Here is a 24146-nt window from a genome sequence, read left to right on the forward strand (position 1 = left end):
CTCGGGGAAGGGCAACCCGCACGAAAAGGCCTCGGGCAGGTTGCCCGAGGCCGATTCGTCAGCGCGATTCGACGCCGGGTGGTCCCGGCGTGGTCGTGATCGCGTCGAAAAGCATGGCGCTGAGACTAGGCGGAAGGAGCCGGCCGCTCCAACCAGTTTTCCACGGTGATCTGGAACAGATAATGGTCCTGCCACTCACCGGCGATCTTCAGGTAGCGCGGCGCCATGCCGAACCTCTCGAAACCGTTCTTGAGCAGCACCCGCTGCGACCGTTCGTTGTGCAGCAGCGTGCCCGCCTCGACCCGGTGCAGGTCGTAGCCGGTGAACGCGAGACGCAGCACCTGCGCCACCGCCTGTGAGGCGACACCCTTCCCCGCGTGCGACGAGGACACCCAGTAACCGAGGCTCGACGACTGGAACGGGCCGCGGACCAGGTTGTTCAGGTTGACCCGCCCGGCGAGCTCACCGTCGGCCAGGATCACGTGCGGCAGCGAACTGCTCCCGCGCAGCACGTCGGCGACGATCCTGCGCTGGCCGTCCTCGGTGTAGAAGCTGTCGTCGCGGATCGGATCCCACGGCGCCAGGTACTCCCGGTTCGCGGCCAGGACCCGGGCCAACTCCGGCACGTCGTCCAGGGTCAGGGGCCGGATGGCGACGCTCATGACGCCGCCGGGAGGGTCAGCTCGGCGACCACCGAGCGGTGGTCTGAGTCCTTCACCCCGTGCACTGACACGTCTCGTACCCCGATCTGCTCGTCAACCAGAACATGATCGATGATGACCGGTGGGATCAGGTCCCCGTCGTACGGCCCCCAGGTGCCGATCCAGCCCTTGCCGACGGTGTCGGCCGCGTCCCGGTAACCGTGCGCGATCAGCTCCCGTAACGCCCCGTGGTCGAGGGTCGCGTTGAAGTCGCCGAGCAGGATCCGCCGCGGGTTGTCGCCGTCCGACCGGGGCTCGTTCGCCAGGTCGGTCCGCCAGGCGCCGAACGCCTCCGGCGCGGCCGGCGCGAGCGGGTGCACCGACTCGACGACGACCGCCGCGGCGCCGGGCGGCCGGATCGTCCCGAAGGTCTGCATGAACTGACCGCCGTTGCGACGCGAACCCGGGTCGGCCAGCGGAAACCGTGAGTACAGCCCCGAGCCGGTGGCGCCCGGCTCGGCGGCCAGCTCGTGATGGGGCAGCAGCTCGCCGAGCCCGGCCGCGGCCAGCCTGGCCTCCGCCTTCGGCGAGAACTCCTGCAACGCCAGCACGGCGACGTCGTGCTCCCGCACCAGCCGGACGATCTCGTTCGTGTCCGCGCCCCCGAGCAGCAGATTCGCGGTCATGACGCGCAGCGCGACGCCCTTGCCGGGCCCCCGGTCCAGATCGGGCAGCGCGCGCGGCACGACACACGCCGCCAGCACCGCGACCACCAGGGCCGCCACCACCCCCGCTGCCCACCTGCGACAGATCAGGGCGAGAAGGGCAGGAATCAAGGACCCGATGGCCACGTACGGCGTGAAAGCCATCAACTGGATCAAGCGCCCCGGTTCCCAGCCACTCAGCCGGAACACCGTCCACGCCAGTCCCGGCACGAGCAGCAGCCAGAGCAGAACCGTGACGCCGTTACGGCGACCCGGGCGCGTCTCGACAACGGGCGCGTCAGTGATCGTCATGGCCGCGACCCTAGTTGATCGCGGCCATGACGCCTGCTCACACCGCCGATTCGGTCAGGTCGCCGAACTCGGCCAGCTCCGCCCGGATCTTCTCGCCGTCGCCCTCGACGACCAGCGTCAACCCGTCCACCGCGAGGTGCCGCCGCGCGGCCTCGGACACCGTCTCGACGGTCGCCTCCAGATACTCCCGGCGCAGCGTCTCGTAGTAGTCGTCCGGCAGCCCGTGCACGACCAGGCTCGCCAGCGCCCCGGCGATCGCGCCCGGCGTCTGCATCTCCACCGACAGCTGACCGGCCCGCCAGGATCGCGCCACCGCCAGCTCCTCCTCGGTGACCCCCTCCTGCTGGGTGCGTCGGATCTCGCCGAGCGTGTCCTTGATCGCGGCCCCGGTCACCGCCGTCTGCACGCCGGCGGCCACCTCGAAGCGGCCAGCCCGGCGGGTCATCGCGTAGGAGCCGCGAATCCCGTACGTGTAGCCCTTGACCTCACGGATCAGATGGTTCAGCCGGGACGTGAACGCCCCGCCGAGCACCGTCGCCGCCAGCGTCATCGGCACGTAGTCGGGCGTGGCCCGCTCCGGCGCCCGATGCCCGAGCCGCAGCGTCGACTGCACCGAGCCCGGCCGGTCGACCAGGATCACGTGCGGTTTCGCCGGGATCGCCAGGCCGAGCGGAGCGGCCGGCGACAGCGCCTGCCCGGCGGTGCCGGCGAACGCGGCCTCGGCCAGCTCGGACAGGTCCAGCCCGTCCAGGTCACCGGCGACCAGCAGCACCCCCGGCCGTAGCATCCACTCCTGGTGGAACGCGACCACGTCGTCCACGGTCACCGCCGCCACCGACGCCGGATCGCCGTGCAGCGGCTTGCGGTACCGCCCCTCGGTGGCGAACAGGTCACCGCGCAGCGCCGCGTCCGCCCGCGGGCCGGGCTGTGCCCAGTCCATCCGCAGCGCGGTCACCTCGTCGTCGCGGACCCGGATCACATCCTCCGGATCCAGTTTCGGCGTGCGGGCGGCCTCGGCGGCCAGCCGGACCGCGCCGGCCAGCCGCGGGGCGGGGGCGGAGACGCCGATCCGGAACGCGTCCCAGTCGACGGACGGCGAGAGCTCGGCGCCGAGACCTTCCAGAGCCAGCGCGTACGCCGCGGAATCCCTCTTCCTCGTGCCCTCCTCCAGCGATTTCGCGAGGACGGTCGCGGTGCCCTCACGGCCCTCGGTCTCGCGGGCGGCACTCGCGTCGAGCAGCAGCACCGCCGTGGCCAGGACCTGACCGGGCAGGTGCGCGGCGATGACCGTGCCGCCGTGCGCGGTGACGCGGCGCAGCGCCGGGAACACGTACGGCCGGGCGGTGCCGGCCTCGGGGCGCGTCGTGATGAGCGTCATGCGGTGGGGCCTTCCTCGGGCAGGTACGTCAACGTGACGCGGGAGTTGCGCTGCAGCGTCCGGGTGGCCGCCTCGGTGACGTCGTCGGCGGTCACCGCCTGCCACGCCGGAAGCCGGTAACCGGCGGTCGCCGGGTCACCGAACTGCGTCGTGTAACGCCCCAGCGTGTCCGCCCGGCCGCCGACCGTGGAGACCTGCCGCCACCAGCTCGTGGTCAGCAGCGCCTTCGCCCGGTTCAGCTCCTCGTCCGTCACCGGCTCGTCGATCAGGCTCTGCACCACCTCGTCGAGGCCGGCCTCCAGCGTCGCCACGTCCACGCCGTCCTTCGCGGTGGCCGTGATGATCAGCGGGGCCGGGGCGTGCGCCAGGTCCACCCCGTACGACCCGATGTAATCCGGCTGGGCGATCCGCTTGCCGTCGGCCAGGCGCTGGTAGAGCCGGCTGCCGCGGCCACTGCCCAGCACCGTCGCGAGCACGGTGATCGCGTCGTAGCCGGCCGTCCCGAACGGGTACGTCCGGTGGGACAGATAGATCCGCGGGGCGGGAACGGCGGCCGTCACGGTCTCCCGCACCGGCTCGGTGGCCGGGCCGGCGAGATGCCCGTCCGGCGCCGGGGGAATGCCGGGCACCGGCTCGATCGCCCCGAAATACTTCTCCGCCAGCGCGAACACCTCGGCCGGCGACGCATCCCCGGTGACCGTGAGCACGCAGTTGTTCGGCGCGTAGTACTGCTGGTGGAACGCCTTGAACGTGTCCAGCGCGGCGCCGTTCAGATCCTCCATCGAGCCGATCGTGGAGTGGTGATACGGATGGCCCTGCGGGTAGAGCAGCGGAAGAAGACGCAACCAGGCATCCCCGTACGGCACGTTGTCGTACCGCTGGCGGCGCTCGTTCTTCACCACCTCGCGCTGGTTGTCCAGCGTCTCCTGGGTCAGCGCCGGGACCAGGCCGCCCATCCGGTCCGCCTCCAGCCAGAGCGCGAGCTCCAGGTGCTCCGACGGCATGGACTCGAAGTAGTTCGTCCGGTCCGGGTTCGTCGTGGCGTTCAGCGAACCGCCGTTGCCCTGCACCAGCCTCATGTGCTCGGTCTTCTTCACGTGCTGCGAGCCCTCGAACATCAGATGCTCGAAGAGATGCGCGAAGCCGGTCTGACCGGGCGGTTCGTGCCGGGAGCCGACGTCATACCAGAGATTGACGCAGACGACCGGGGCGGTCCGGTCCTCGCTGACGACGACACGCAGGCCGTTCGCCAGCCGCGTGGTTTCGATGGGCCACGGATACCCGGTCGTGGCGACCGGTGCGGTTGGGGACGTCACCCGACCCATCATGCCCTGTGACGCCGTGCTTCGGCCCGGCTGCACGCGCCCGTTCGCTAAGGGCGTTCCCACGAGTCGATCTTTAACCGGATGGCGGCCGGCCGGTCCGGATGCCATGCTGGGCGGCGTGCTTGAGGACGTACGGGTGAACGACCGCCTGACCATCCCGGCGGCGGAGCTCTCGTGGCGTTTCTCCCGCTCCGGTGGCCCGGGCGGCCAGGGCGTGAACACCACCGACTCCCGGGTCGAGCTCTCCTGGGACCTGCTCGGCTCCGAGCTGCTGCCGGTGTCCCTGCGGGAGCGTGCCGTCGAGCGTCTCGGTGCGCGCCTGGTCTCCGGCGTGCTCACCGTCACCGCCTCCGAGCACCGTTCCCAGCTGCGCAATCGTGAGGCCGCGGTCGCCCGCCTCAGCTCCCTGGTCGCCTCCGCGATCGCCGCCCCGCCGCGGGCCCGGCGTGCGACCCGGCCGACGAAGGGCTCGGTCGAGCGCCGGATCACCGCGAAGAAGCAGCGCGGCGAGACCAAGCGCAACCGCCGCAACTTCCCCAGCGACTAGCCGTCGCCCCCGGACATCTCCGGGCCCCGCCAGCGGTCTGTTCCGAAACCGAAGATCAACCCCGACCGGCCCGACCCGCGACGTCCGCCGGCGGCCGGGCGTGTGTCCGGGGCTCGGTGCCGGCTGATGGTGCTGGGCGCGGCGGGGGTACGCGAGCAGTGCGCCGGGTCGGGCTCCAGCCGCGACCCGCGGTCCCGGCTGGTTCTCATGGACGTTATGAGGCACGAATAACGTCCATGAGAACCAGCCGGAGGGGCGGGTCGCGTGGCGGCCGGGACCCACGGCGGGCGTCGCGCATGGCTGCCGGGGGCGTGACCTGGAGGCGGCTGCCGGCGGACCGCCGGACGTGGTCGAGCCGGCGACCGGAGGCCGCCGGCTCACGACGTACGGGAAAGTGGTTTGATCTGGCGTTTCTGGGTTGAATCGGTCAACGGTGGTTGAAAGGGGCGACTGCTTCGCGGTTGCGGGCGGCGCCCTCGGGCCCGAGCAGCGCCTCGCAGACGCGGATCAGGCGGCTGCGCAGGCCGGCGGCACGGCGGGCCAGCTCGCGCTGACGGCCCACGTACTCCGCCTTGCCCTCCGGGGTCTCGATCTTCACGGGCGGGTGCCCGTAGGACTCGAGATCGTACGGACTGGCCTGCATGTCGAGCAGGCGGATCTCGCCGGCCAGGGCGAAGCAGTCGAGCGCGAGCGCGCCGGGGACGGCGGGACCCAGTTTCTGCGCCCACTTGTGCACATCCATCGCGGCGTGCAGGCAGCCCGGCTGATCCAGGTCGACCTGGGTCGCCCGGGTGGGCTGCAACCTGTTCAGCCCGACGGCCTCCGGCGTGAAGAAGCGGAACGCGTCGAAGTGCGTGCACCGGATGGTGTGCTGCTCGACGACCTTGTCGGTCTCGGACTGGCCGAGGCGCAGCGGCAGCGGGTGCCGGTGCTCCGGGTCGCGGTAGACCATGGCCCATTCGTGCAGGCCGAAGCAGCCGGAGAAGACCGGGCGCGACGCCGTCGCGGTGAGCAACCCGTGGATGTAGCGCACGCTCTCGCCGCGGGCGTGCATGAACGCGTCCTCGTCGAGGGCGACGATGCCGTCCTCGTGGGTCGCGTAGAACTTCCAGGCGGCGTGCTCGGCCAGGCCGTCCGGCGCCGCGGACAGGCCGGCGCCGACCCCCGGGTGCCAGCGGCGCAGCATCGCCGGGCGGGTGCCGTAGTAGTCGTAGAGGAAATCCTCGATGGCGTGTTTCTCACCCGTCGCCCGGCGGGCACGGTGGCCCGCGGTCATCTGGTCGGCGCGCTCGGCGTGCGCCCGGGCGAGGGGTATCCAGGTGACCGAGGGCAGCGTGGTGGTGAGTGCCCTCACCTGCTTGATCCCCATCGCACCAATGTATCTAGCCGAAGCGATCAACACGATCACCGTTAGGCGCTAATGAGGTCCGCCACGGTGTGTTCTTTCTGCTCGACCGGGGCGCTATTCCCGTCTTCATCGGATATGGGACGTTTTCGGAGCGCCGGCGGCCAGCCGAGCCCGGGGGCGCCGGGCAGCGCGAACCCCAGCCGAGGGCCGAGCCCCAGCGTCAGGACGAAGACAGAAGCCATACGGAGCAATGTAGTACACCTACTACAAGTTTGATAGCTTGATGGACATGATGGAGGCGGTAGTGCGAGGCGCCGGCGCGGAGCCACTGGTCGCCGAGCCGGTCATCGAGGTTCGTGACCTGCGGATGCGATACGGGCCGAAAGAGGTTCTGAACGGCATCGGCTTCTCGGCGCGTCCCGGCGAGGTGCTCGCGCTCCTCGGGCCGAACGGCGCGGGCAAGACCACGACGATCGAGATCCTGGAAGGGTTCCGCCGACGCTCGGCCGGGCACGTGCGGGTGCTCGGCACCGACCCGGAGCACGGCGGCGAGCGCTGGCGGGCCCGGCTCGGCGTGGTCCTGCAGTCCTGGCGCGACCACGGCAAGTGGCAGGTGCGCGAGCTGCTGGAGCACGTCGGCCTGCACTACCTGCCGTTCCGCACCGAGCAGATCGTCCGGCCCTGGCCGGTCGACGAGCTGCTCGACGCGGTCGGCCTGACCGGCGCCGGGCGCACCCGGGTGAGCAAGCTCTCCGGCGGCCAGCGCCGCCGGCTGGACGTGGCGATCGGCATCGTCGGCCGCCCCGAGCTGCTCTTCCTCGACGAGCCGACGGTCGGTTTCGACCCGGCGGCCCGGCGTGACTTCCACGACCTGATCCACGAGCTGACCGACATGGCCGACACCACGGTGCTGCTCACCACGCACGACCTCGACGAGGCGGAGAAACTCGCCGACCGGATCCTGATCCTGGCCGGCGGGCGGATCATCGCGAGCGGCTCGGCGGACGAGCTGTCCCGCCGGGTCGCCGGTGAGTCGGAGATCCGCTGGACGCGCGACGGGCAGCGCTTCGTGCACTCCACGGCGGATGCCACGGCGTATGTGCGGGAGCTCTTCCGGCAGTACGGCGAGGCCATCGGCGACCTGGAGGTGCGCCGGTCCAGTCTGGAGGAGACCTACATGAAGCTGGTGCACGAAGCGGAGGCGAGCCGATGACGCCGATCGTGATGGGGCTGCGGCGCGGCTGGATAGAGATCCGGCACACCCTGACGAACAGCGTCGACCTCTGGTCGTACCTGTTCCCGGCGATCCTGCTGCTGGCCACTGTCGCCTTCATGCGCAACTCGACGGTGCCCGGCACCTCGTTCTCGCTCGGCTCCCGGACCCTGCCCGGGGTTTTCGGCATGGGCATCGCGATGGGCGGCCTGATGACCACCTCGCAGCAGTTGATCATGGACCGGGAGGACGGCACGCTGCTGCGCGCCAAGGCCGTCCCGAGCGGGATGGCCAGCTATCTGACCGGCAAGGTGGTGCTGGTCGGCGGGATGACGCTGATCGGCTTCCTGATCCAGTTGATCCCCGGGCTGTTCCTGGTGGACGGCCTGTCGGTGGACGTCGGCGGCTGGCTCACCCTGCTCTGGCTGCTCCCGGTCGCCTTCGTGGCGACGCTGCCGCTGGGCGCGGCGGTCGGCTCGCTCTTCGACGACCCGCGCAACATGGCGCTGGTGACCCTGCCGATCTTCGGGGCGATCGCGATCTCCGGCATCTTCTACCCGATCACCGGCTTCCCCGGCTGGCTGCAGGGCCTGGGGCAGGTCTTCCCGATGTACTGGCTAGGGTTGGGCATGCGCTCGGTCTTCCTGCCCGATTCCCTGGCCGCGGTGGAGATCGGGCACTCCTGGCGGCATCTGGAGACGTTCGGCGTGCTGGCCGGCTGGGCGGTCCTCGGGCTGGTGCTGGCCCCGATCCTGCTGCGGCGGATGGCCGCGCGGGAGTCCGGTTCGGCCGTCGAGGCACGACGGGAGCGGGCGTTGTCCCGAGTGGGGCGCTGATGGCGAGCGAGATCACGTACAACCGGATCGCGATGCTGCGCGCCGAGCGCGGCATCTCGCGGCGGCAGCTGGCCGACGCGCTGGGGGTGCACTACCAGACCGTGGGCTACCTGGAGCGGGGCGAGTTCAGCCCCAGCCTCCACCTGGCGCTGCGCATCTGTCAGTACTTCGAGGTGCCGGTCGAGGTGGTGTTCGCGCTCGAGCCGTTCCCGCGGCTCGGTGCGGCGACTCACCCGGCGTAGATTTCAGGGGAGTCCGTCTTCAGAGGGGATTACCCGTGCGCTTCGCCCGCTTTGTTCATGCCAAGGGAGTGTCCTTCGGCGTCGTCGAGGGTGACGGCGCCTCCGGCCTCACGGTGGCCGAGATCAGCAGCCTGCCGTTCGAGACGGTGGTTCGCACCGGGCAGCGCTGGGCGCTTCCGGACGTGCGCCTGCTCGCGCCGATCTTCTCCAGCAAGGTGATCGGGGTCGGCCGCAACTACGCCGAGCACGCCGCCGAGATGGGCAACGAGGTGCCCAAGGAACCGCTGATCTTCATCAAGCCGTCCACCTCGGTGATCGGGCCGAACGACGCGATCCGCATCCCGTCGGTGACCACCCAGGTCGAGGAGGAGGCCGAGCTCGCCGTGGTGATCGGTGCCTCGGGCGCCCGCCGCGTCGACCGTGCCGGCGCCGAGAAGGCGATCTTCGGCTACACCTGCGCCAACGACGTCACCGCCCGTGACCTGCAGCGCAAGGATCCGCAGTGGACCCGGGCCAAGGGCTTCGACTCGTTCTGCCCGCTCGGGCCGTGGATCGAGACCGAGCTCGACGTCAGCGACCTGGAGGTGCGGTGCGAGGTCGGCCGCAACCCGGAGAACATGGAGGTCCGGCAGATCGGGCGGACCAAGGACATGGTCTTCGACATCCCGAGCCTGGTCTCCTACGTGTCGCACGTGATGACGCTGCTGCCCGGCGACGTGATCCTGACCGGCACGCCGGCCGGCGTCAGCAAGATCGAGCCCGGCGACACCGTGTCGGTGAGCGTGCAGGGAATCGGTGAGTTGCGCAACACCGTCGTGGCGCTGGACTGACCTGCTCCTCGTGGCCCGGCGATCTCGCGCCGGGCCACCCACCCCCCCCCAGGAGGCGAGCGGCATGAAGATCCTGGTCACCGGTGCCACCGGCAACGTCGGCCGGCTAGTCGTCGACGAGTTGCTCGCGCTGGGCGCCACCGATGTGCGGGCGTTCACCGTCGACCCGGTCAGGGCCGCGCTGCCCGCCGGGGTCGAGGTGGCTCGCGGGCATTTCGGGCGGCTCTCGTCCGTGGCCGACGCCCTGACGGACGTCGAGAAGCTCTATCTGGCTCCGCATCCCGCCTCGGCCTCCGCGGTGGCCGAGCTTGCCGCCGATTCAGGCGTACGGCACATCGTCGACATGTCCGGGCCCAAAGGCGCCCACTGGCAGGCCGTCGAGGACGGGGTCGAGGCGTCCGGCGTTCCCTTCACCCACCTGGAGCCGGGCGAGTTCACGTCGAACGGGCTGCTCTGGGCGGCGCAGATCCGAGCCGGTGACGTGGTGCGCGACGCGTACCCCGAGGTGGTGAACGCGCCGATCGCCCAGGAGGACATCGCTGCCGTCGCCGCCCGGGTGCTGCTCTCCGACCTGCACGCCGGGAAGTCGTACGTGCTGACCGGTCCCGTCGCGCTCTCCCGGCGGGCGAAGGTCGAGGAGATCGGGGCGGCGCTCGGGCGCTCGCTGATCTACCGGGAGCTGAGCGGTGACGCCGCCCGTGACCACTTCAGGGCCGTCATGGGCGAGGCGGCCGGTGACTGGTACCTGGACGGGCTGGCGCAGTCGGCCGGCTATCCGCAGCAGGCCACATCGACGGTGAACGAGCTGCTCGGGCGGCCCGCGATGAGCTACCGAGAGTGGGCGAGTCGTCACGCAGACCAGTTTCGGTAACCCGATTTGGCGGGGGGAGGGGGGTCGGGTAAAGTTCTCAACGGCGCGGCAAGCCGGGCCAAATGGGGTATGGGGTAATTGGCAGCCCGACTGATTCTGGTTCAGTTAGTCTAGGTTCGAGTCCTGGTACCCCAGCGGTGTCAACCTGCTGGTTTGGTTGGCTTCGCTGGAGCGCTTCGGCGCACACGGCAGTTCTGGTCCCGTCGTCTAGCGGCCTAGGACGCCGCCCTCTCAAGGCGGTAGCGAGGGTTCGAATCCCTTCGGGACTACATTTTGGGGTAAAGGCCCGCATCCGAGTGGATGCGGGCCTTTCCGCTTTCCCGGCATGCCGTCCGGCCCGCTCCGCTTCTGCGGCGCGCTCGCTCCGCTTTCCCAGCGTGCCGGACGGGCCCGCTCCGGTTCCGCGGCGCGCTCGTTCCGCCCGGCTGGCGTTCGCTGTCGTGCAGTCGCCTTGATCACAGCCATGAGCGCCAGCTCGCCCTGCTCGTCGGTGGGGATTGCTGGGCGGCTTGTTCCCAGCCGTGCGTGTCGGCTCCGGGTTGTTCAGCTGGCGCTGGTGGTTGTCCCACGGGCCGTTTGCGGCCGTGAGTGCCAGCTTTGTGTCTCCGGCTGGTGCTGGTGGTTGTTACGCGGGCTGTTTGCAGCCGTGAGTGCCAGCTTTGTGTCCTCGGCTGGTGCTGGCGGTTGTTACGCGGCTCGTTTGCGGCCGGGAGCGCCGGCTTGACGGTCTCGGCTGGGCCGGCGGTTTCTTCCCTGGGTGGGGTCGGTCGGGGGTTCCGGTGCCGGCTGCGGGCGGGTGCCGGGGTGGCGTTGTGGGAGTGGTCACGGGGGATGGTGGGGGCGGCCCACCGATTCGAGCATTCGGCAAAGGGGCTGATAGAGTTCAGCGCGCCGCTCCGGAGAGCGGTGAACGAAAGAGTTCTTGGTCCCGTCGTCTAGCGGCCTAGGACGCCGCCCTCTCAAGGCGGTAGCGAGGGTTCGAATCCCTTCGGGACTACCACGAGCTGTGGCCCGCACCGTGATCGGTGCGGGCCAGAGTCTTTTCCGGCCACGGTCTTTTCCGGCCACGGTCTTTTCCGGCCACGAACTCTGCCCGCAGCAGAGTTCTGCCGGCGGAACGGCCCGGCGTTGGGACACTGCGACGATGACCGATATCGCAGTCAGTCGGGTGGACTTCGGGTACTTCGTGCGACCCGCGGAGGAGACCGGAACCGGGACGGCCCGCGTCGAGCCCGTTCTCGGCTATCTGATCGATCATCCCGGCGGCGCGATCCTGGTGGACACGGGGATGGGACAGGCGCCCGGTGTCGACGATCACTATCGGCCACGGCGGGTCGCCTTGGGCGAGGCTCTCGCGGCGACCGGGACGAGACTCGATCAGATTCGGTACGTCGTCAACTGTCACCTGCATTTCGACCACTGCGGCGGCAACGCGGACCTGGCCGGTGTCCCGGTCTTCGCCCAGCGCTCCGAGCTGGCACTGGCCCGGACGTCGGAGGAGTACCTGGCGTCGCTGGTCGACCATCCCGGGGCGGTCCTGCAGGAGCTCGACGGCGAGGCGGAGATCGCGCCGGGGGTGCTGGTCGTGCCCACCCCCGGTCACACCGCCGGCCACCAGTCCGTCGTCGTGGTCACCGGCGACGGGACGGTGATCATCGCCGGTCAGAGTCACGATCACGCGACAGCGTTCACCGGTGACGTCCTGGGCCGCCGCGCCGGGGTCGGGCTACCCCCGCCCTGGCTGGACAGGCTGCTCGCCCTCGACCCGCGCCGGGTTCTGTTCGCCCACGACAACGCCGTCTGGACTCCCTGACCAGGCCGGAGACGCACCCGCCCGACGGCTGCGCGAGCAACCACCGGGCGGGCGCTACGGAAGGCTCGTTCGAGAACCGGCCGGCTCCGGGCGAACCAGAGGCCGGGCGAACCGGAGGGCTGGCGAACCAGAGGCAGGGCGAACCAGAGGGCTGGGGGATCAGGGCCCCGGAGTCAGGGGGCGGGGGATCAGAGGCCGGAGAGGCGCTGACCGGCACGGACGACAGCCATCGCGTGCCGCTCACCGGGCCGGCGCCCGAGTCGCTCGATCGGACCGCTTATCGAGATGGACGCGATGACCCGGCCCGTCCGGTCGCGGATCGGCGCGGAGACGCTGGCCACCCCGGGCTCGCGCTCGGCGACACTCTGCGCCCAGCCGCGCCGCCGGACCTCGGCGAGGGTGCGGCCGGTGAACTTGCAGCGTGGCAGGAGTGGCATCACGGCCTCGGGGGGCTCCCACGCGAGCAGGATCTGTGCGGCCGAGCCGGCGACCATCGGGAGGACCGAGCCGACCGGCACGGTGTCGCGCAGGCCACTGGCGCGCTCGGCGGCGGCGACGCAGATCCGCTCGTCGGCGCGGCGCAGGTAGAGCTGCGCCGACTCGCCCGTCGCGTCCCGCAATGCGGAAAGCAGGGGCTCCGCGGCGGTCAGCAGGACGTCGGGGGCGGCGTTCGCCAGCTCGCCCAGACGGGGGCCCGGACGCCACCTTCCCTGCGTGTCCCGGACCAGCATCCGATGGATCTCCAGGGCCTGTGCCAGGCGATGTGCGGTCGCCCGGGGAAGTTTGGTGCGCTCGACCAACTCGGCCAGGCTCGCGCCGTCGACACATGCGGCGAGAATGACAACCGCCTTGTCGAGAACGCCTACGCCGCTCATACTGTGTCCCACAAGCCGAAACATACATTCCAGAATTTAGGATGTCCAGATGGTGGGAGTCACTCCCCGGAGCGGGAAACCCAGGACCCTGGCCGAGAAGGTCTGGGATGACCACGTGGTGCGCACGGCCGAGGGCGAGCCGGACCTGCTCTTCATCGACCTGCACCTGCTGCACGAGGTCACCAGCCCGCAGGCGTTCGACGGTCTGCGGATGGCCGGCCGGCCCGTTCGACGGACCGACCTCACGCTCGCGACGGAGGACCACAACACCCCGACCGGGTACGCGGATCCGTCGTTCAACACCCGTCGTGGCGATCTCCTGACGATCACCGACACCGTCTCGCGCACCCAGATCGAGACGCTGCGCAAGAACTGTGCCGAGTTCGGCGTGCAGATCCGCCCGCTCGGCGACGTGAACCAGGGCATCGTGCACGTCATCGGCCCGCAGCTGGGCCTGACCCAGCCTGGCACCACGATCGTCTGCGGCGACTCGCACACCGCGACCCACGGCGCGTTCGGCGCGCTGGCCTTCGGCATCGGCACCAGTGAGGTCGAGCACGTGCTCGCCACCCAGACGCTGCCGCAGTCGAAGCCGAAGACGATGGCCGTCACGGTCGTCGGCGACCTGCGCCCGGGCGTGAGCGCGAAGGACCTGATCCTGGCGCTGATCACGCAGACCGGCACCGGCGGCGGCAACGGCCACATCGTGGAGTACCGCGGCGAGGCGATCCGCAAGCTCTCCATGGAGGGCCGGATGACGATCTGCAACATGTCGATCGAGTGGGGCGCCAAGGCCGGCATGATCGCGCCGGACGAGACCACCTTCGCGTACCTGAAGGGTCGCCCGCACGCCCCGCAGGGCGCCGACTGGGACGCCGCCGTGGAGTACTGGCAGACCCTGCGCACCGACGACGACGCGGAGTACGACACCGAGATCATCCTCGACGCCGCCGCGATCAGCCCGTTCATCACCTGGGGCACCAACCCGGGCCAGGGCGCCGCGCTGGACAGCGTCGTGCCGAGCCCCGAGGACTTCCTGGACGAGCAGGAGCGCGGCGCCGCCGAGCGCGCGCTGGCGTACATGGACCTGACCCCGGGCACGCCGTTCCGCGACGTCCCCGTCGACGTGGTCTTCGTCGGCTCCTGCACCAACGGCCGGCTGGAGGACCTGCGGGCCGCGGCCGACGTGATCCGCGGCCACAAGGTCGCCGACGGCGTCCGGATGATGATCGTCCCCGGGTCGTACGTCGTGCGGGAGCAGGCCGAGGCCGAGGGCCTGGACAAGATCTTCACCGACGCCGGGGCGGAGTGGCGGTTCGCCGGCTGCTCGATGTGTCTCGGCATGAACCCGGACACGCTGAGCCCCGGGCAGCGCGCGGCGTCCACCTCCAACCGCAACTTCGAGGGCCGGCAGGGCAAGGGTGGCCGCACCCACCTGGTCTCGCCGCAGGTCGCCGCCGCCACCGCCGTGGTCGGCAAGCTGGCCGCCCCCGCCGACCTCTGAGCCGAGGACAAGACTCATGGACAAGTTCGTCACCCACAGCGGCAAGGTCATGCCGCTGCGCCGTTCCGATGTGGACACCGACCAGATCATCCCGGCGGTCTACCTGAAGCGGGTCACCCGCACCGGCTTCGAGGACGGCCTCTTCAGCGCCTGGCGCGAGGACCCGGGCTTCGTGCTGCACAACCCGGCCCACGCCGGCGCCACCATCCTGGTGTCGGGGCCGAACTTCGGCACCGGCTCGTCGCGCCAGCACGCCGTCTGGGCGCTGCGCGACTGGGGTTTCAAGGTGGTGATCGCGGCCCGCTTCGGTGACATCTTCCGGGGCAACGCGCTCAAGGAGGGTCTGCTCCCGGTCCAGCTCGACCAGAAGATCGTGGAAAGCCTCTGGGATCTGGCCGAGAGCGAGCCGGAAAAGCAGATCACGGTCGACCTGGCCGAGCGGGTGGTGCGTGTCGACGACGCGGCATACCCGTTCCCGATCGACGATTTCAGTCGCTGGCGTCTCATGGAGGGCCTCGACGACATCGGACTGACGTTGCGCCACGAGGACGCGATTAGCGCGTACGAGAAGAGCCGTCCGTCTTTCAAGCCGGTCGTCGTTCTTTAACTCGCGACTGAATTCGCCCCCGTCGGTGTCGCCGATGGGGGCGAATTTCGTTGGGACACAACGGATTTTTGCCACGAATGTTTGTGTCTCCAGGTCAGAGGGCATACGGTGCGCGCAGAATGGCCTGCGACGGGCCAGTTCTCACGTCCGGGAGGAAACCGTGAACAAGGCCGAGCTCATTGAGGCGCTCGCCGTCAAGCTGGGCGACAGGAAGACGGCGACCACTGCGCTGGACGCGTTCATCAGTGAGGTGCAGAACGCCGTCGCCAAGGGTGACAAGGTTGCCATCACCGGCTTCGGATCCTGGGAGAAGCGGACGCGTAATGCGCGCACCGCACGGAATCCGCGAACCGGTGAACCAGTGAAGGTGAAGAAGACGTCGGTCGCCGCATTCCGGCCCGGCAACACCTTCCGGGAACTGGTCGCCAGTGGAAAGCCGGCCAAGGCCGCGACGGCGAAGAAGACCGCCACCGCGTCCCGGACGGCAGCCGCCCCGGCCAAGACGGCCACCACCGCGCGCAAGACCACTGCCACCAAGACGGCCGGGGCCACCAAGGCGGCTGCTGCCACCAAGACGACCGGGGCCACGAAGTCGGCTGCCGCCACCAAGGCGGCGGGGGCCACGAAGACGGCCGCGGCCACCAAGACGACCGCGCCCGCGAAGACGGCGGTGAAGAAGACCGCCACGGCCACCAAGGCCGCGCCGGCCAAGAGCACCGCGAAGAAGACGGCCACGAGCGCGCCGGCCGCCAAGAAGACCACCGCCACGGCGGCGAAGAAGACCGCCACGGCGACGAAGGCCGCGGCCACCAAGCCCGCTGCCACCAAAGCCACGGCCACGAAGAAGACTGCCACGACGGCGAAGAAGACCACGGCTCGCAAGACCGTGTCGCCGGCCGCGGCACCCGCTCGCGCGAAGAGCGCGACGACCGCGCGGGCGGCGTCCACCCGCAAGGCGCGCTGACCCTTCACGAATCGGGAGAAAGGCGTCCACCCGTACGGGGGACGCCTTTCTTGTTCGTGGCAGGTGTTCCCGCCGCCGGGCCTACGGTCCGGGGCATGGGACACCGACCGAGGGGTCTTCTCGCCCGGGCCGGCCTCGCCGCCGGCCTGTTCGCCGTGGCGATCGTGCCCGGGTGGACGCTCGGCGACCTGGCGGAGCAGGCGACCGGCCGGCCCGTGCTGGACTGGCTGGTCACCTGCGGCTGGTCCGGCCTGGCGGTGTCCGGTCTGGCCCCGTGGTCGTCCTATCGCGTGCGGGACGGGCTGGCCGGGGCGATCCCGCTCTACGGATGGTACCTGGCCGGGGTGCTCAGCTGGCGGGTCGCGCTGCTGCCCCATCGGGACTGGGAGCCGCGCCGCGACGAGCTGTGGCGGGCCCGCTGGCTCACCGGTGACCTGATCGGACTCTGGCGGGCCGATCAGGTCACCAGCGGGAAGCCCCTAGCAGGGTCTCGCCGGACCAGGTGAGCAGCCACCCCTCGCCCTTGCGGGTCCGGTAGTCGTCCACCTCCGGATCCCCCTTCAGCGACGCCAGCAGTGACGGCATGATCTTGCCCTGGCTGCAGATCACGACCCGGCCCGCTGTCCGCACCTCGGCCAGCCGGGCGCGCGCCGCGGCCAGCTTCCCCGGCAGCGCCTCCGGCGTCTCCGGCTCGGCGAACGCGTTGTCCACCACCACCGGCAGCCGGGTCGCCCGGGCCAGCGGCTGCAGCGTCTGCGTGCAGCGCAACGGGGTGGCGGCGATCAGCCGGTGCGGCCGGAACGTGGCGAGCCGCTCGACGACCCGCTCCGACTGCTCGGACCCCTTCGCGCTGATCGGGCGCAGATTGTCCGGCCCGGACCAGGTCTTCCGCTCGCCGGCGTGGGCGTGCCGGACCAGGGCCACCACCGACGTCACCGGTGGCAGCGCGGCCACCACGTCGAGCAGCACCCGCTCGTCGGCATGGGTGAGCCGCAGCGCGGCCTCCGGCAGCGGCAGCCAGTCCAGCTTGTCGACCTCGTCGGTGTCCTGGATCGGGCCGGTGTCCGCGGCGCGCATCAGCCAGTAGCGCACGGTCTTCGGCCGGCCGTCGGGCAACCGGTAGGAGACGTCCGGCAGGCCGAACTCCGGGATGCCGGCGACACCGGTCTCCTCGGCGACCTCCCGGACCGCGGCGGCCAGTTCCGGCTCGTCACCGGCGACGTGACCCTTGGGAAGACTCCAGTCGTCGTACCGCGGGCGGTGCACCAGGCAGACCTCGGGAACGCCGCCCGCGCCGGGGCGGTAGAGGACACCGCCCGCGGCACGCACCGATTCGGCCATCAGCTCTTCTTGCCGATGACGCGGCGCAGCAGCGCCTCCTGCAGGTGCTGCGGCCGGCCCGGAGTGCCGACGTTGCGGTGCCAGATGCCCTCGCCGTCCAGGTCCCAGCCCTCGGTGCCCTCGGCCATCGACAGCTCCAGGACGTAGCGCATCTCCTCGCGCGCCGACGGCAGGGTCACCTTGACCAGCGCCTCCACCCGGCGGTCCAGGTTGCGGTGCATGAGGTCGGCCGAGCCCATCCAGTACTCCGCGTCGTCACCGGCGCCGAACCGGAAGATCCGCGAGTGCTCCAGGAACCGGCCGACGATCGAGCGGACCCGGATGTTGTCCGACAGGCCGGGCACGCCGGGGCGCACCGCGCACATCCCGCGGATGATCAGGTCGACCTTCACGCCGTCCTGCGAGGCACGGTAGAGCGCGTCCGTCGTCTCCTCGTCGACCAGCGAGTTCACCTTGAACTGGACCAGCGCCTCGCCACCCGAGCGGGCGATCTTGGCCTGCTCCTCGAGACGCTCCAGCAGGCCCTTGCGGACCCCGTGCGGGGCGACGAGCAAGCGGCGGAACGTCGTCTGCCGGCTGTACCCCGTGAGCACGTTGAACAGGTCCGTGACGTCCGCCCCGACCTCCGGATCGGCGGTGAGCATGCCGAAATCCTCGTACAGCCGGGCGGTCTTGGGGTGGTAGTTGCCGGTGCCGATGTGGCAGTACCGCCGGATCTGGTTGCCCTCCTGCCGTACCACCAAGGCGGTTTTGCAGTGGGTCTTCAGGCCGACCAGGCCGTAGACGACGTGGCAGCCGGCCCGCTCCAGGGTGCGCGCCCAGGCGATGTTGGCCACCTCGTCGAAACGCGCCTTCACCTCGACCAGCACCACCACCTGCTTGCCGGCCGCGGCCGCGTCGACCAGCGCGTCGACGATCGGCGAGTCACCCGAGGTCCGGTACAGCGTCTGCTTGATGGCCAGCACGTTCGGGTCCGCCGCGGCCTGCTCGATGAAGCGCTGCACGCTGGTGGAGAACGAGTGGTACGGGTGGTGGACCAGGATGTCCGACTCACGCAGCCGGTTGAACACGCTGCGCGGGACCTCGCCGTCGGCCAGCTGCGGATGGGTCGCCGGGACGAAAGGGCGGTCCTTCAGATCATCGCGGTCGCACTCGCCGAAGACCTGCCACAGCGCCGACAGGTCGAGCAGACCGGGCACCCGCAGCACGTCGTGGCTGTCCATGTCCAGCTCGCGGACCAGCAGGTCGAGCACGTGATCGCTGATCGAGGCGGCCACCTCGAGGCGCACCGGCGGGCCGAACCGGCGCTGCGCCAGCTCCCGCTCCAGGGCCTGCAGCAGATCCTCGTCGCGGTCCTCGTCGACCTCCAGCTCGGCGTTGCGCGTCACCCGGAACGCGTGCACCTCCAGGATCTGCATGCCGGGGAAGAGCTGGTCGAGGTGGTTGGCGATGAGCTCCTCGATGGGCAGGAACCGCACGCCACGGCTGTCGTTCTGCACCGTCACGAACCGCGGCACGTTGTTCGGCACCTTGATCCGGGCGAACAACTCCGGGTTGTCCCCGTCCGGATAGCGCAGGGCAACGGCCAGATTCAAGGACCTGCTCGAGATGTACGGGAACGGGTGCGCCGGATCCACGGCCAGTGGCGTGAGAACCGGGAACACCTGCTCGCGGAAGAACGTGCGCAGCCGCCCCTGCTCGGGCGCGTCCAGCTCCCGCCAGCTGACCAGCTCGATGCCCTCCGCCGCGAGTTTCGGCCGGACCTCGTCGGCGAAGCAGGCGGCGTGCCGGGTGACCAGGTCGGCGGTACGTGCGGTGATCATCTCGATCTGATGGCGCAGCGAGGAGCGGTCACCGCCGCGGACCGGCAGACCGGCGCTCAACCGGCGCTTGAGCCCGGCGACCCGCACCATGAAGAACTCGTCGAGATTGCTGGCGAAGATGGCGAGGAACTTCGCCCGCTCCAGCAACGGCGTGCCCGGGTCCTCGGCGAGCGCCAGCACCCGCGCGTTGAAGTCCAGCCAGGACAGTTCCCGGTTCAGGAAACGGTCGTCGGGCAGGAAGTACTCGTCCTCGTCGTTGCCCGCCTCCGACGCGGGCCCGACCGGAATGTCCGTCACCTCGGTGCTGTCCACCGTCACCTCCACCTGTTCCGCCTCTTGTTGATCAAGCTGAACCGGTTCAATCACCGCAACGGCGTCCGCGGGGCCGGGGCGGGGGAGAAAGCGGCCGTTCGGGCCACGCCGGCGGTTCTCGGGGGTCCGGGGCGGGTTCATGCGTTCATTCTTGCCGCTGTGAGCGGAACGTGAAACGAACTACCGGATGATCAACTCAGGCTATTCCTGGAATTGCCACCCGGCGCACCTGCCCGTCCGGTTCCGCCTCGATCGAGACCCGCTGGCCCAGTCTCAGCAGGCGCAAGCCGGATCGGGCGAACGCCTGCGCCCCGAAGACCAGCTCAGAGCCGTCGTCGAGGAGCAGCGTGCCGCTGTGGGTGCCGGCGTCGAAGGTGGCGATGGTGCCCTGCATGGGCCTGACGCTACCCGGCGCAGGCGGCCGATGTGCACGCCTGGCTGAGGCCGAGATCACGTAACAGTGACCGGGTCCGCACCCCGGCACCCAGCCCGAGCACCGTCTCCAGGTCGGCGGCCGTGTCCACGTCCTGCCGCAGGCCCAGCCAGTCACCGGTCAGCGGGCTCGCGCCGGAGGCCCGGTGCGCCGCCGCCGAGCCGGGGCCGAAACGCGGATCCAGCGGCACCCGTGGCGGCACCGCGAGCAGCACGGTGCCGGTGCCGGCCGCGTCCGGCACGAAGGCGCGCCCGGTCGCCGCGCGCAGCGCAGCGTCCAGATCAGCCGGCCGCAGCGCCGGCAGGTCACCGGTCAGGACCGCGCGATGCGTGGACAGGCCGGCGACCTCGTCCGCGCCGAACCGCAGGGCGGCGTTCAGCCCGGCGCCGGGATCCGGGGCGACCTTCGCACCGACCTCCCGCACCGCCTCGGCCACCACAGGGTCGTCGGTGACGACGATCAACTCGGCGACGGTGGTGGCGCTCAACACAGCCGTGGCCGTGTCGCGCACCATCGCGAGCACCAGCTCCGGGTGTCGCTGCCCGGGCACAGCGCCCCGCAGGCGGCTCTTCGCCGCGCTCAGCTCCTTGACCGGGATCACCGTCATCCACTTCCGTCCTGCCACCCCGCAAGTTTGCACGAGTTAACCGGCAATACCCCTGCCTGGTACGCCGGGCTGGGAAGGGGCATGATTTCGTCGCAGGTGAAGGGCGACGTGGTCGCCGACGGCGAGGGACGGGGGATGCCGTGGCTCAGCGCGGGCTCACATTCTGGCAGCGCTTCGCGGTGATGCTGGTGGTTCCCACCATGACCGTCTGGACGAAACGGACCTGGCTCCACCGGGAGAAGCTTCCGCGCTCCAGTGGGGTGATCCTCGTCCCGAACCACGTGTCGCACTTCGACCCGCTGGTCGTGGCGCACTACGTCTACAAGTCCGGCCGCTGGCCCCGCTTCCTCGGCAAAGCCAGCCTGTGGCGGGTGCCGATCGTCGGGTCGTTACTGGTCAAGACCTTCCAGGTCCCGGTCGAACGCGGCAGTGTGGAGGCGGTGAAGTCGTTGGAGGCGCTCGTCGCCGCGCTCGCCGAGGGCGGCGCCGTGGTGATCTACCCCGAAGGCACCACCACCCGCGAGCCCGACCTGTGGCCGATGCGCGGCAAGACCGGCGCGGCCCGGCTCGCCCTGCTGACCGGCGCCCCGGTGGTGCCGATCGCGAACTGGGGCGCCCAGCAGGTCTTCGACCCGCGTACCAACAAGCTGAAGTTGACCCGGGCACACGTGACGGTCACCACCGGCGACCCGATCGACCTCAGCCGCTGGGCCGGCCTCGAACCGTCCCGCCCGGTGCTGGAGGAGATGACCGAGAAGATCATGCTCGGCATCCGCGACCTGCTCGGCACGATCCGCGACGGCGAGCCGCCGGCGCTCTACGTACGGCCCGCGCGCCGGGTCACGAACTCGGAGGACGCGTCATGAAGGCCGCCGTCATCGGATCGGGAGCCTGGGGCACGGCGTTCGCCAAAGTGCTCGGCGACGCCGGCTCGGAGGTGACCATGTGGGCGCGCCGCGAGACGGTCGCCGCCGAGATTCGCGACCGGCACGGCAACGAGGGCTCGCTGCCCGGCATCCGCCTGTCGAAACGGATCACCGCGACGACCGACCTGGCCGAGGCCGTCGACGGCGCCGAGCTGATCGCGATCGCGGTCCCCTCCCAGACGCTGCGCGGCAACCTGGCCGACTGGGCCGGCTTCTTCCCGGCGGACGCGACCGTCGCCTCGCTGATGAAAGGCATCGAGCTCGGCACGCTGAAGCGGATGAGCGAGGTGATCGTGGAGACCGCCGGTGTCGCGCCGGAGCGGGTCGTGGTCGTGTCCGGCCCGAACCTCGCCCCCGAGATCGCCGCCGAGCAGCCCACCGCGACCGTTGTCGCCTGCACCGACGAGGACCGCGCCCGCCAGGTCCAGCACGCGCTGGCCACGCCGTACTTCCGGCCCTACACCAGCGACGACGTGCTCGGCTGCGAGCTGGGCGGCGCGGTCAAGAACGTGATCGCCCTGGCCTACGGCATGGCGTCGGCGATCGGCCTCGGCGACAACACCAAGGCGTCGCTGATCACCCGCGGCCTGGCCGAGACGTCCCGCCTCGGTGTGGCACTCGGCGCCGACCCGCTCACCTTCGCCGGTCTCGCCGGGCTCGGCGACCTGGTCGCGTCCTGCTCGTCCCGGCTGTCACGGAACCGGACCTTCGGCGAGCACCTCGGCCGCGGCGAGAGCCTGGAACAGGCGCAGACCGCCACCCGGCAGACCGCCGAGGGCGTGAAGAGCTGCCTGTCCATCCGCGACCTGGCCCGCGCGCACGCCGTCGAGATGCCGATCGTCGAACAGGTCGAGAAGGTGTGCCACGAGGGCGCCGACCCGCGCGTGGCCGTGAAACTGCTGATGACCCGAGAGATGAAACCCGAATCATGACGTACGCCGACGGCACCCGATCCGTTCACGCCGGCCTCCCGGAACCGCAGGTGGGACAGCCGTTCCTGCCCGGCCCGGTGTTCGCCGCGCCGTACCACCTGGACCCGGTGACCGGGCCCGGCGACCACGGTTACGCCCGCACCGAGCAGCCCACCCGCGAAGCCCTCGAAGCCGCCATCGGCGAACTGGAAGGCGGCTCCGCGCTCGCCTTCGCCAGCGGCCAGGCAGCCATCACAGCCATGCTGCTGTCCCTGGTCAAAACCGGCGACACGGTCGCACTCCCCGGCGACGGCTACTTCCCGGTACGGGCGTTCGCGCGCGGCGCCCTCGCCGACCTGGGCGTGGCCGGCGTGCTGATGCCGACCGCCGGGCCGTACCCGGACCTCACCGGACTGCGCCTGGTGCTGCTGGAGACCCCGGCCAACCCCGGCCTGGACGTCGCCGACATCGCCGCCCTGGCCGAGGCCGCACACGCCGCCGGAGCGCTGCTGGCCGTCGACAACACCGCCGCCACGCCGCTCGGGCAGAACCCGCTCGCCCTCGGGGCCGACCTGGTCGTCGCGTCCGGCACCAAGGCGCTGACCGGCCACTCCGACCTGCTCCTGGGATACGTCGCGGCCCGCGACCCCGCGCTGCTGGAAAAGGTCGAGACCTGGCGGAAACTGACCGGCGGGGTGCCCGGCGCGTTCGACTGCTGGCTCGCACACCGCTCGATCGCGACCATGGACCTGCGACTCGCCCGGCAGAGCCAGAACGCCGCCGCCGTCGCCGAACTGCTGGCCGGGCGCCCCGACGTGACCGGGGTGCGGTGGCCGGGGCTCAAGACCGATCCCTCGTACGCGATCGCCAGTAAGCAGATGCGCCGCATCCCCGGGATCGTCTCGTTCGACCTGGGCAGCGCCGACCGGGTCGCCCGATTCCTGGAAGCGGCGAAACTGGTGTTCGCCGCCACCTCGTTCGGCGGGGTGCACACGACAGCCGACCGGCGCGCGCAGTTCGGGGACGACACGGCACCCGGATTCGTGCGGTTCTCCTGCGGCATCGAGGACACCGACGACCTGGTCGCGGACGTGACACAGGCGCTGGACGCCTCTGCATGACCGCCTGGAACAGCTTCAGCGGGGACGAGGTCGCGGCGCTGACCCAGGGCGAGAGCTTCTTCCTGTCCCCGGGCGAGCGGCACTGCCCCGGGTGCGGCGAGCGGAGTCTGCGGGCCTACTTCACCAGCCCGGCGAACGCGCGCCGCCCCACCCTGGTCAGCTACGTCTGGTGCAGCGGGTGCGGCAAGTTCGTCGGGACACGGGCCAAGCATCCTGAAGGTTTGGTTCTCTCCGACCCACTGGCGGCGCTGCCTGCCGAGGAACGCCGCGAGCTCGAGCGCAGCCTGAACGGGTTTCTTGCCCACCTGGACCACCTGTGGGATGCCGGGGTCCTACCACAGACCTTCGCCGCGTAGTCGTTCTCCACAGTGCGCGGTTGTCCACAGGGCTCCGGCCCGTCCCTGGTCTTCGCGGGGACAATGGTTGGTGGGCGGCCTGCCCCCGGTTGGGGTGGGGCCTGCTTGCCGCAAGATTGTTGATCTGGTGTCCTCGCGGGCCGTCTGTCGAGCCGATCGTTCGGGCGGGGCGCTGGACGGAGGAAGCCCACGCGCGGCTGGTGGTCAGGGTTGTTTCCGGGCGGCTTTCCGACCGTCAGTGCCAGCTGGCTGGGCGCGGCTGGTGTTCAGGGTTGTTTCCGGGTGGCTTTCCGACCGTCAGTGCCA

25 protein-coding genes and 3 tRNA genes are annotated in these 24146 nt (G+C 70.7%); 18 read left to right on the top strand and 10 right to left on the bottom strand.

The genetic code is table 11. The features are described 5' to 3' along the window. Positions 1 to 125: 125 nt before the first annotated feature. The 4 genes from Acy02nite_RS29780 to Acy02nite_RS29795 are packed head-to-tail and all read right to left on the bottom strand — an operon-like array spanning position 126 to position 4360. Positions 126 to 662, bottom strand: coding sequence for a GNAT family N-acetyltransferase (locus Acy02nite_RS29780; RefSeq protein ID WP_203746842.1), 537 nt, complete (start codon positions 660 to 662; stop codon positions 126 to 128). Further along, entirely contained in the window at positions 659 to 1657 is a 999-nt protein-coding gene (locus Acy02nite_RS29785; RefSeq protein ID WP_203746844.1) for an endonuclease/exonuclease/phosphatase family protein, read from the bottom strand. Before Acy02nite_RS29785 ends, Acy02nite_RS29780 begins: the two co-directional genes overlap by 4 nt. 37 nt (positions 1658 to 1694) lie before the next feature. Continuing rightward, complete coding sequence (locus Acy02nite_RS29790) at positions 1695 to 3035, bottom strand: M16 family metallopeptidase (RefSeq protein WP_203746851.1); 1341 nt, start codon at positions 3033 to 3035, stop codon at positions 1695 to 1697. Next, positions 3032 to 4360, bottom strand: a complete 1329-nt coding sequence (locus Acy02nite_RS29795) for a M16 family metallopeptidase (protein ID WP_239175344.1) — start codon at positions 4358 to 4360, stop codon at positions 3032 to 3034. Before Acy02nite_RS29795 ends, Acy02nite_RS29790 begins: the two co-directional genes overlap by 4 nt. Positions 4361 to 4466: 106 nt before the next feature. Between Acy02nite_RS29795 and arfB the strand changes: the two genes are divergently transcribed. After that, positions 4467 to 4907, top strand: a complete 441-nt coding sequence (arfB, locus tag Acy02nite_RS29800) for an alternative ribosome rescue aminoacyl-tRNA hydrolase ArfB (RefSeq protein ID WP_203746855.1) — start codon at positions 4467 to 4469, stop codon at positions 4905 to 4907. A gap of 427 nt (positions 4908 to 5334) precedes the next feature. Here the strand turns inward: arfB and Acy02nite_RS29805 are convergent, their stop codons facing one another. Next, a complete protein-coding gene (locus Acy02nite_RS29805) occupies positions 5335 to 6276 on the bottom strand; it encodes a radical SAM protein (RefSeq protein WP_203746857.1) in 942 nt (313 codons plus the stop codon). A 268-nt stretch (positions 6277 to 6544) separates the two neighbouring features. Here Acy02nite_RS29805 and Acy02nite_RS29810 point away from each other — a divergent pair, with 268 nt between their 5' ends. From Acy02nite_RS29810 to Acy02nite_RS29850, 9 genes are all read left to right on the top strand, one after another. Beyond that, positions 6545 to 7468, top strand: a complete 924-nt coding sequence (locus Acy02nite_RS29810; RefSeq protein WP_239175343.1) for an ABC transporter ATP-binding protein — start codon at positions 6545 to 6547, stop codon at positions 7466 to 7468. Beyond that, entirely contained in the window at positions 7465 to 8304 is an 840-nt protein-coding gene (locus Acy02nite_RS29815) for an ABC transporter permease (protein WP_203746861.1), read from the top strand. The genes Acy02nite_RS29810 and Acy02nite_RS29815 overlap by 4 nt, the downstream gene beginning before the upstream one ends. Beyond that, positions 8304 to 8546, top strand: a complete 243-nt coding sequence (locus tag Acy02nite_RS29820) for a helix-turn-helix transcriptional regulator (protein ID WP_203746863.1) — start codon at positions 8304 to 8306, stop codon at positions 8544 to 8546. Before Acy02nite_RS29815 ends, Acy02nite_RS29820 begins: the two co-directional genes overlap by 1 nt. A 35-nt stretch (positions 8547 to 8581) precedes the next feature. Further along, positions 8582 to 9376: a fumarylacetoacetate hydrolase family protein gene (locus Acy02nite_RS29825; protein WP_203746865.1), complete on the top strand. Its 795-nt coding sequence runs from the start codon at positions 8582 to 8584 to the stop codon at positions 9374 to 9376. Between the two features lie 64 nt (positions 9377 to 9440). After that, a complete protein-coding gene (locus tag Acy02nite_RS29830; RefSeq protein ID WP_203746867.1) occupies positions 9441 to 10247 on the top strand; it encodes an NAD(P)H-binding protein in 807 nt (268 codons plus the stop codon). 63 nt (positions 10248 to 10310) lie between these two features. Then, positions 10311 to 10382: transfer RNA gene (locus Acy02nite_RS29835), tRNA-Gln, on the top strand. Positions 10383 to 10443: 61 nt separating this feature from the next. Continuing rightward, positions 10444 to 10516 (top strand) — tRNA-Glu (locus tag Acy02nite_RS29840). 655 nt (positions 10517 to 11171) lie between these two features. Beyond that, a tRNA-Glu gene (locus tag Acy02nite_RS29845) sits at positions 11172 to 11247 on the top strand. 144 nt (positions 11248 to 11391) lie between these two features. Further along, the gene (locus tag Acy02nite_RS29850; RefSeq protein ID WP_203746876.1) at positions 11392 to 12060 is read left to right on the top strand and encodes an MBL fold metallo-hydrolase; all 669 of its coding nucleotides are present in this window, start codon (positions 11392 to 11394) and stop codon (positions 12058 to 12060) included. 188 nt (positions 12061 to 12248) lie between these two features. Here the strand turns inward: Acy02nite_RS29850 and Acy02nite_RS29855 are convergent, their stop codons facing one another. Then, on the bottom strand, positions 12249 to 12935 hold the full coding sequence (locus Acy02nite_RS29855; protein ID WP_014447202.1) for an IclR family transcriptional regulator: 687 nt from the start codon (positions 12933 to 12935) through the stop codon (positions 12249 to 12251). Positions 12936 to 12984: 49 nt separating this feature from the next. On the opposite strand from Acy02nite_RS29855, the gene leuC reads away from it, so the two are divergent. The 4 genes from leuC (at position 12985) to Acy02nite_RS29875 (ending at position 16516) form a co-directional block, all read left to right on the top strand. Further along, on the top strand, positions 12985 to 14439 hold the full coding sequence (gene leuC / locus Acy02nite_RS29860) for a 3-isopropylmalate dehydratase large subunit (protein ID WP_203746883.1): 1455 nt from the start codon (positions 12985 to 12987) through the stop codon (positions 14437 to 14439). A 16-nt stretch (positions 14440 to 14455) separates the two neighbouring features. Continuing rightward, the gene (gene leuD, locus Acy02nite_RS29865; protein ID WP_203746885.1) at positions 14456 to 15046 is read left to right on the top strand and encodes a 3-isopropylmalate dehydratase small subunit; all 591 of its coding nucleotides are present in this window, start codon (positions 14456 to 14458) and stop codon (positions 15044 to 15046) included. A 160-nt stretch (positions 15047 to 15206) separates the two neighbouring features. Then, positions 15207 to 16010 (top strand): HU family DNA-binding protein, encoded by an 804-nt coding sequence (locus tag Acy02nite_RS29870; protein WP_203746887.1) that lies wholly within the window; start codon positions 15207 to 15209, stop codon positions 16008 to 16010. Positions 16011 to 16105: 95 nt separating this feature from the next. Then, the gene (locus tag Acy02nite_RS29875; protein ID WP_203746889.1) at positions 16106 to 16516 is read left to right on the top strand and encodes a hypothetical protein; all 411 of its coding nucleotides are present in this window, start codon (positions 16106 to 16108) and stop codon (positions 16514 to 16516) included. Here the strand turns inward: Acy02nite_RS29875 and Acy02nite_RS29880 are convergent. The 4 genes from Acy02nite_RS29880 to cofC are packed head-to-tail and all read right to left on the bottom strand — an operon-like array spanning position 16473 to position 20526. Then, positions 16473 to 17351: an NUDIX hydrolase gene (locus Acy02nite_RS29880; RefSeq protein WP_203746891.1), complete on the bottom strand. Its 879-nt coding sequence runs from the start codon at positions 17349 to 17351 to the stop codon at positions 16473 to 16475. The two genes, Acy02nite_RS29875 and Acy02nite_RS29880, sit on opposite strands and share 44 nt — an antisense overlap. After that, positions 17351 to 19627, bottom strand: coding sequence for an RNA degradosome polyphosphate kinase (locus Acy02nite_RS29885; RefSeq protein ID WP_203746893.1), 2277 nt, complete (start codon positions 19625 to 19627; stop codon positions 17351 to 17353). The genes Acy02nite_RS29880 and Acy02nite_RS29885 overlap by 1 nt, the downstream gene beginning before the upstream one ends. 55 nt (positions 19628 to 19682) lie before the next feature. Beyond that, positions 19683 to 19880, bottom strand: coding sequence for a cold-shock protein (locus Acy02nite_RS29890; protein WP_203746895.1), 198 nt, complete (start codon positions 19878 to 19880; stop codon positions 19683 to 19685). A gap of 10 nt (positions 19881 to 19890) precedes the next feature. After that, positions 19891 to 20526, bottom strand: a complete 636-nt coding sequence (cofC, locus tag Acy02nite_RS29895; RefSeq protein ID WP_203746907.1) for a 2-phospho-L-lactate guanylyltransferase — start codon at positions 20524 to 20526, stop codon at positions 19891 to 19893. A 140-nt stretch (positions 20527 to 20666) separates the two neighbouring features. Between cofC and Acy02nite_RS29900 the strand changes: the two genes are divergently transcribed. Genes Acy02nite_RS29900 through Acy02nite_RS29915 form a run of 4 tightly spaced genes read left to right on the top strand, consistent with a single transcriptional unit; the run spans position 20667 to position 23840 of the window. After that, positions 20667 to 21392 carry a lysophospholipid acyltransferase family protein gene (locus tag Acy02nite_RS29900; RefSeq protein WP_203746897.1) on the top strand — a complete coding sequence of 242 codons (726 nt, stop codon included), beginning with the start codon at positions 20667 to 20669 and terminating at the stop codon, positions 21390 to 21392. Beyond that, complete coding sequence (locus Acy02nite_RS29905) at positions 21389 to 22384, top strand: NAD(P)H-dependent glycerol-3-phosphate dehydrogenase (RefSeq protein ID WP_203746899.1); 996 nt, start codon at positions 21389 to 21391, stop codon at positions 22382 to 22384. The genes Acy02nite_RS29900 and Acy02nite_RS29905 overlap by 4 nt, the downstream gene beginning before the upstream one ends. After that, entirely contained in the window at positions 22381 to 23484 is a 1104-nt protein-coding gene (locus Acy02nite_RS29910; RefSeq protein ID WP_203746901.1) for a cystathionine gamma-lyase, read from the top strand. Before Acy02nite_RS29905 ends, Acy02nite_RS29910 begins: the two co-directional genes overlap by 4 nt. Further along, complete coding sequence (locus tag Acy02nite_RS29915; protein ID WP_203746903.1) at positions 23481 to 23840, top strand: hypothetical protein; 360 nt, start codon at positions 23481 to 23483, stop codon at positions 23838 to 23840. Before Acy02nite_RS29910 ends, Acy02nite_RS29915 begins: the two co-directional genes overlap by 4 nt. Positions 23841 to 24146: the final 306 nt, after the last annotated feature.

The organism is Actinoplanes cyaneus, from assembly GCF_016862095.1.
GTDB lineage: Bacteria > Actinomycetota > Actinomycetes > Mycobacteriales > Micromonosporaceae > Actinoplanes > Actinoplanes cyaneus.

Excerpts from the sequence above, each read along its gene's own strand:
- cofC (WP_203746907.1), bottom strand. The coding sequence starts at position 20,526 with ATGACGGTGATCCCGGTCAAGGAGCTGAGCGCGGCGAAGAGCCGCCTG.
- Acy02nite_RS29790 (WP_203746851.1), bottom strand. The coding sequence starts at position 3,035 with ATGACGCTCATCACGACGCGCCCCGAGGCCGGCACCGCCCGGCCGTAC.
- Acy02nite_RS29880 (WP_203746891.1), bottom strand. The coding sequence starts at position 17,351 with ATGGCCGAATCGGTGCGTGCCGCGGGCGGTGTCCTCTACCGCCCCGGC.
- Acy02nite_RS29805 (WP_203746857.1), bottom strand. The coding sequence starts at position 6,276 with ATGGGGATCAAGCAGGTGAGGGCACTCACCACCACGCTGCCCTCGGTC.
- Acy02nite_RS29905 (WP_203746899.1), top strand. The coding sequence starts at position 21,389 with ATGAAGGCCGCCGTCATCGGATCGGGAGCCTGGGGCACGGCGTTCGCC.
- Acy02nite_RS29910 (WP_203746901.1), top strand. The coding sequence starts at position 22,381 with ATGACGTACGCCGACGGCACCCGATCCGTTCACGCCGGCCTCCCGGAA.
- leuC (WP_203746883.1), top strand. The coding sequence starts at position 12,985 with ATGGTGGGAGTCACTCCCCGGAGCGGGAAACCCAGGACCCTGGCCGAG.
- Acy02nite_RS29890 (WP_203746895.1), bottom strand. The coding sequence starts at position 19,880 with ATGCAGGGCACCATCGCCACCTTCGACGCCGGCACCCACAGCGGCACG.
- Acy02nite_RS29875 (WP_203746889.1), top strand. The coding sequence starts at position 16,106 with ATGGGACACCGACCGAGGGGTCTTCTCGCCCGGGCCGGCCTCGCCGCC.
- Acy02nite_RS29820 (WP_203746863.1), top strand. The coding sequence starts at position 8,304 with ATGGCGAGCGAGATCACGTACAACCGGATCGCGATGCTGCGCGCCGAG.
- Acy02nite_RS29810 (WP_239175343.1), top strand. The coding sequence starts at position 6,545 with ATGATGGAGGCGGTAGTGCGAGGCGCCGGCGCGGAGCCACTGGTCGCC.
- leuD (WP_203746885.1), top strand. The coding sequence starts at position 14,456 with ATGGACAAGTTCGTCACCCACAGCGGCAAGGTCATGCCGCTGCGCCGT.
- Acy02nite_RS29855 (WP_014447202.1), bottom strand. The coding sequence starts at position 12,935 with ATGAGCGGCGTAGGCGTTCTCGACAAGGCGGTTGTCATTCTCGCCGCA.
- Acy02nite_RS29815 (WP_203746861.1), top strand. The coding sequence starts at position 7,465 with ATGACGCCGATCGTGATGGGGCTGCGGCGCGGCTGGATAGAGATCCGG.
- Acy02nite_RS29850 (WP_203746876.1), top strand. The coding sequence starts at position 11,392 with ATGACCGATATCGCAGTCAGTCGGGTGGACTTCGGGTACTTCGTGCGA.
- Acy02nite_RS29795 (WP_239175344.1), bottom strand. The coding sequence starts at position 4,360 with ATGGGTCGGGTGACGTCCCCAACCGCACCGGTCGCCACGACCGGGTAT.
- Acy02nite_RS29915 (WP_203746903.1), top strand. The coding sequence starts at position 23,481 with ATGACCGCCTGGAACAGCTTCAGCGGGGACGAGGTCGCGGCGCTGACC.
- arfB (WP_203746855.1), top strand. The coding sequence starts at position 4,467 with ATGCTGGGCGGCGTGCTTGAGGACGTACGGGTGAACGACCGCCTGACC.
- Acy02nite_RS29830 (WP_203746867.1), top strand. The coding sequence starts at position 9,441 with ATGAAGATCCTGGTCACCGGTGCCACCGGCAACGTCGGCCGGCTAGTC.
- Acy02nite_RS29885 (WP_203746893.1), bottom strand. The coding sequence starts at position 19,627 with ATGAACCCGCCCCGGACCCCCGAGAACCGCCGGCGTGGCCCGAACGGC.
- Acy02nite_RS29785 (WP_203746844.1), bottom strand. The coding sequence starts at position 1,657 with ATGACGATCACTGACGCGCCCGTTGTCGAGACGCGCCCGGGTCGCCGT.
- Acy02nite_RS29780 (WP_203746842.1), bottom strand. The coding sequence starts at position 662 with ATGAGCGTCGCCATCCGGCCCCTGACCCTGGACGACGTGCCGGAGTTG.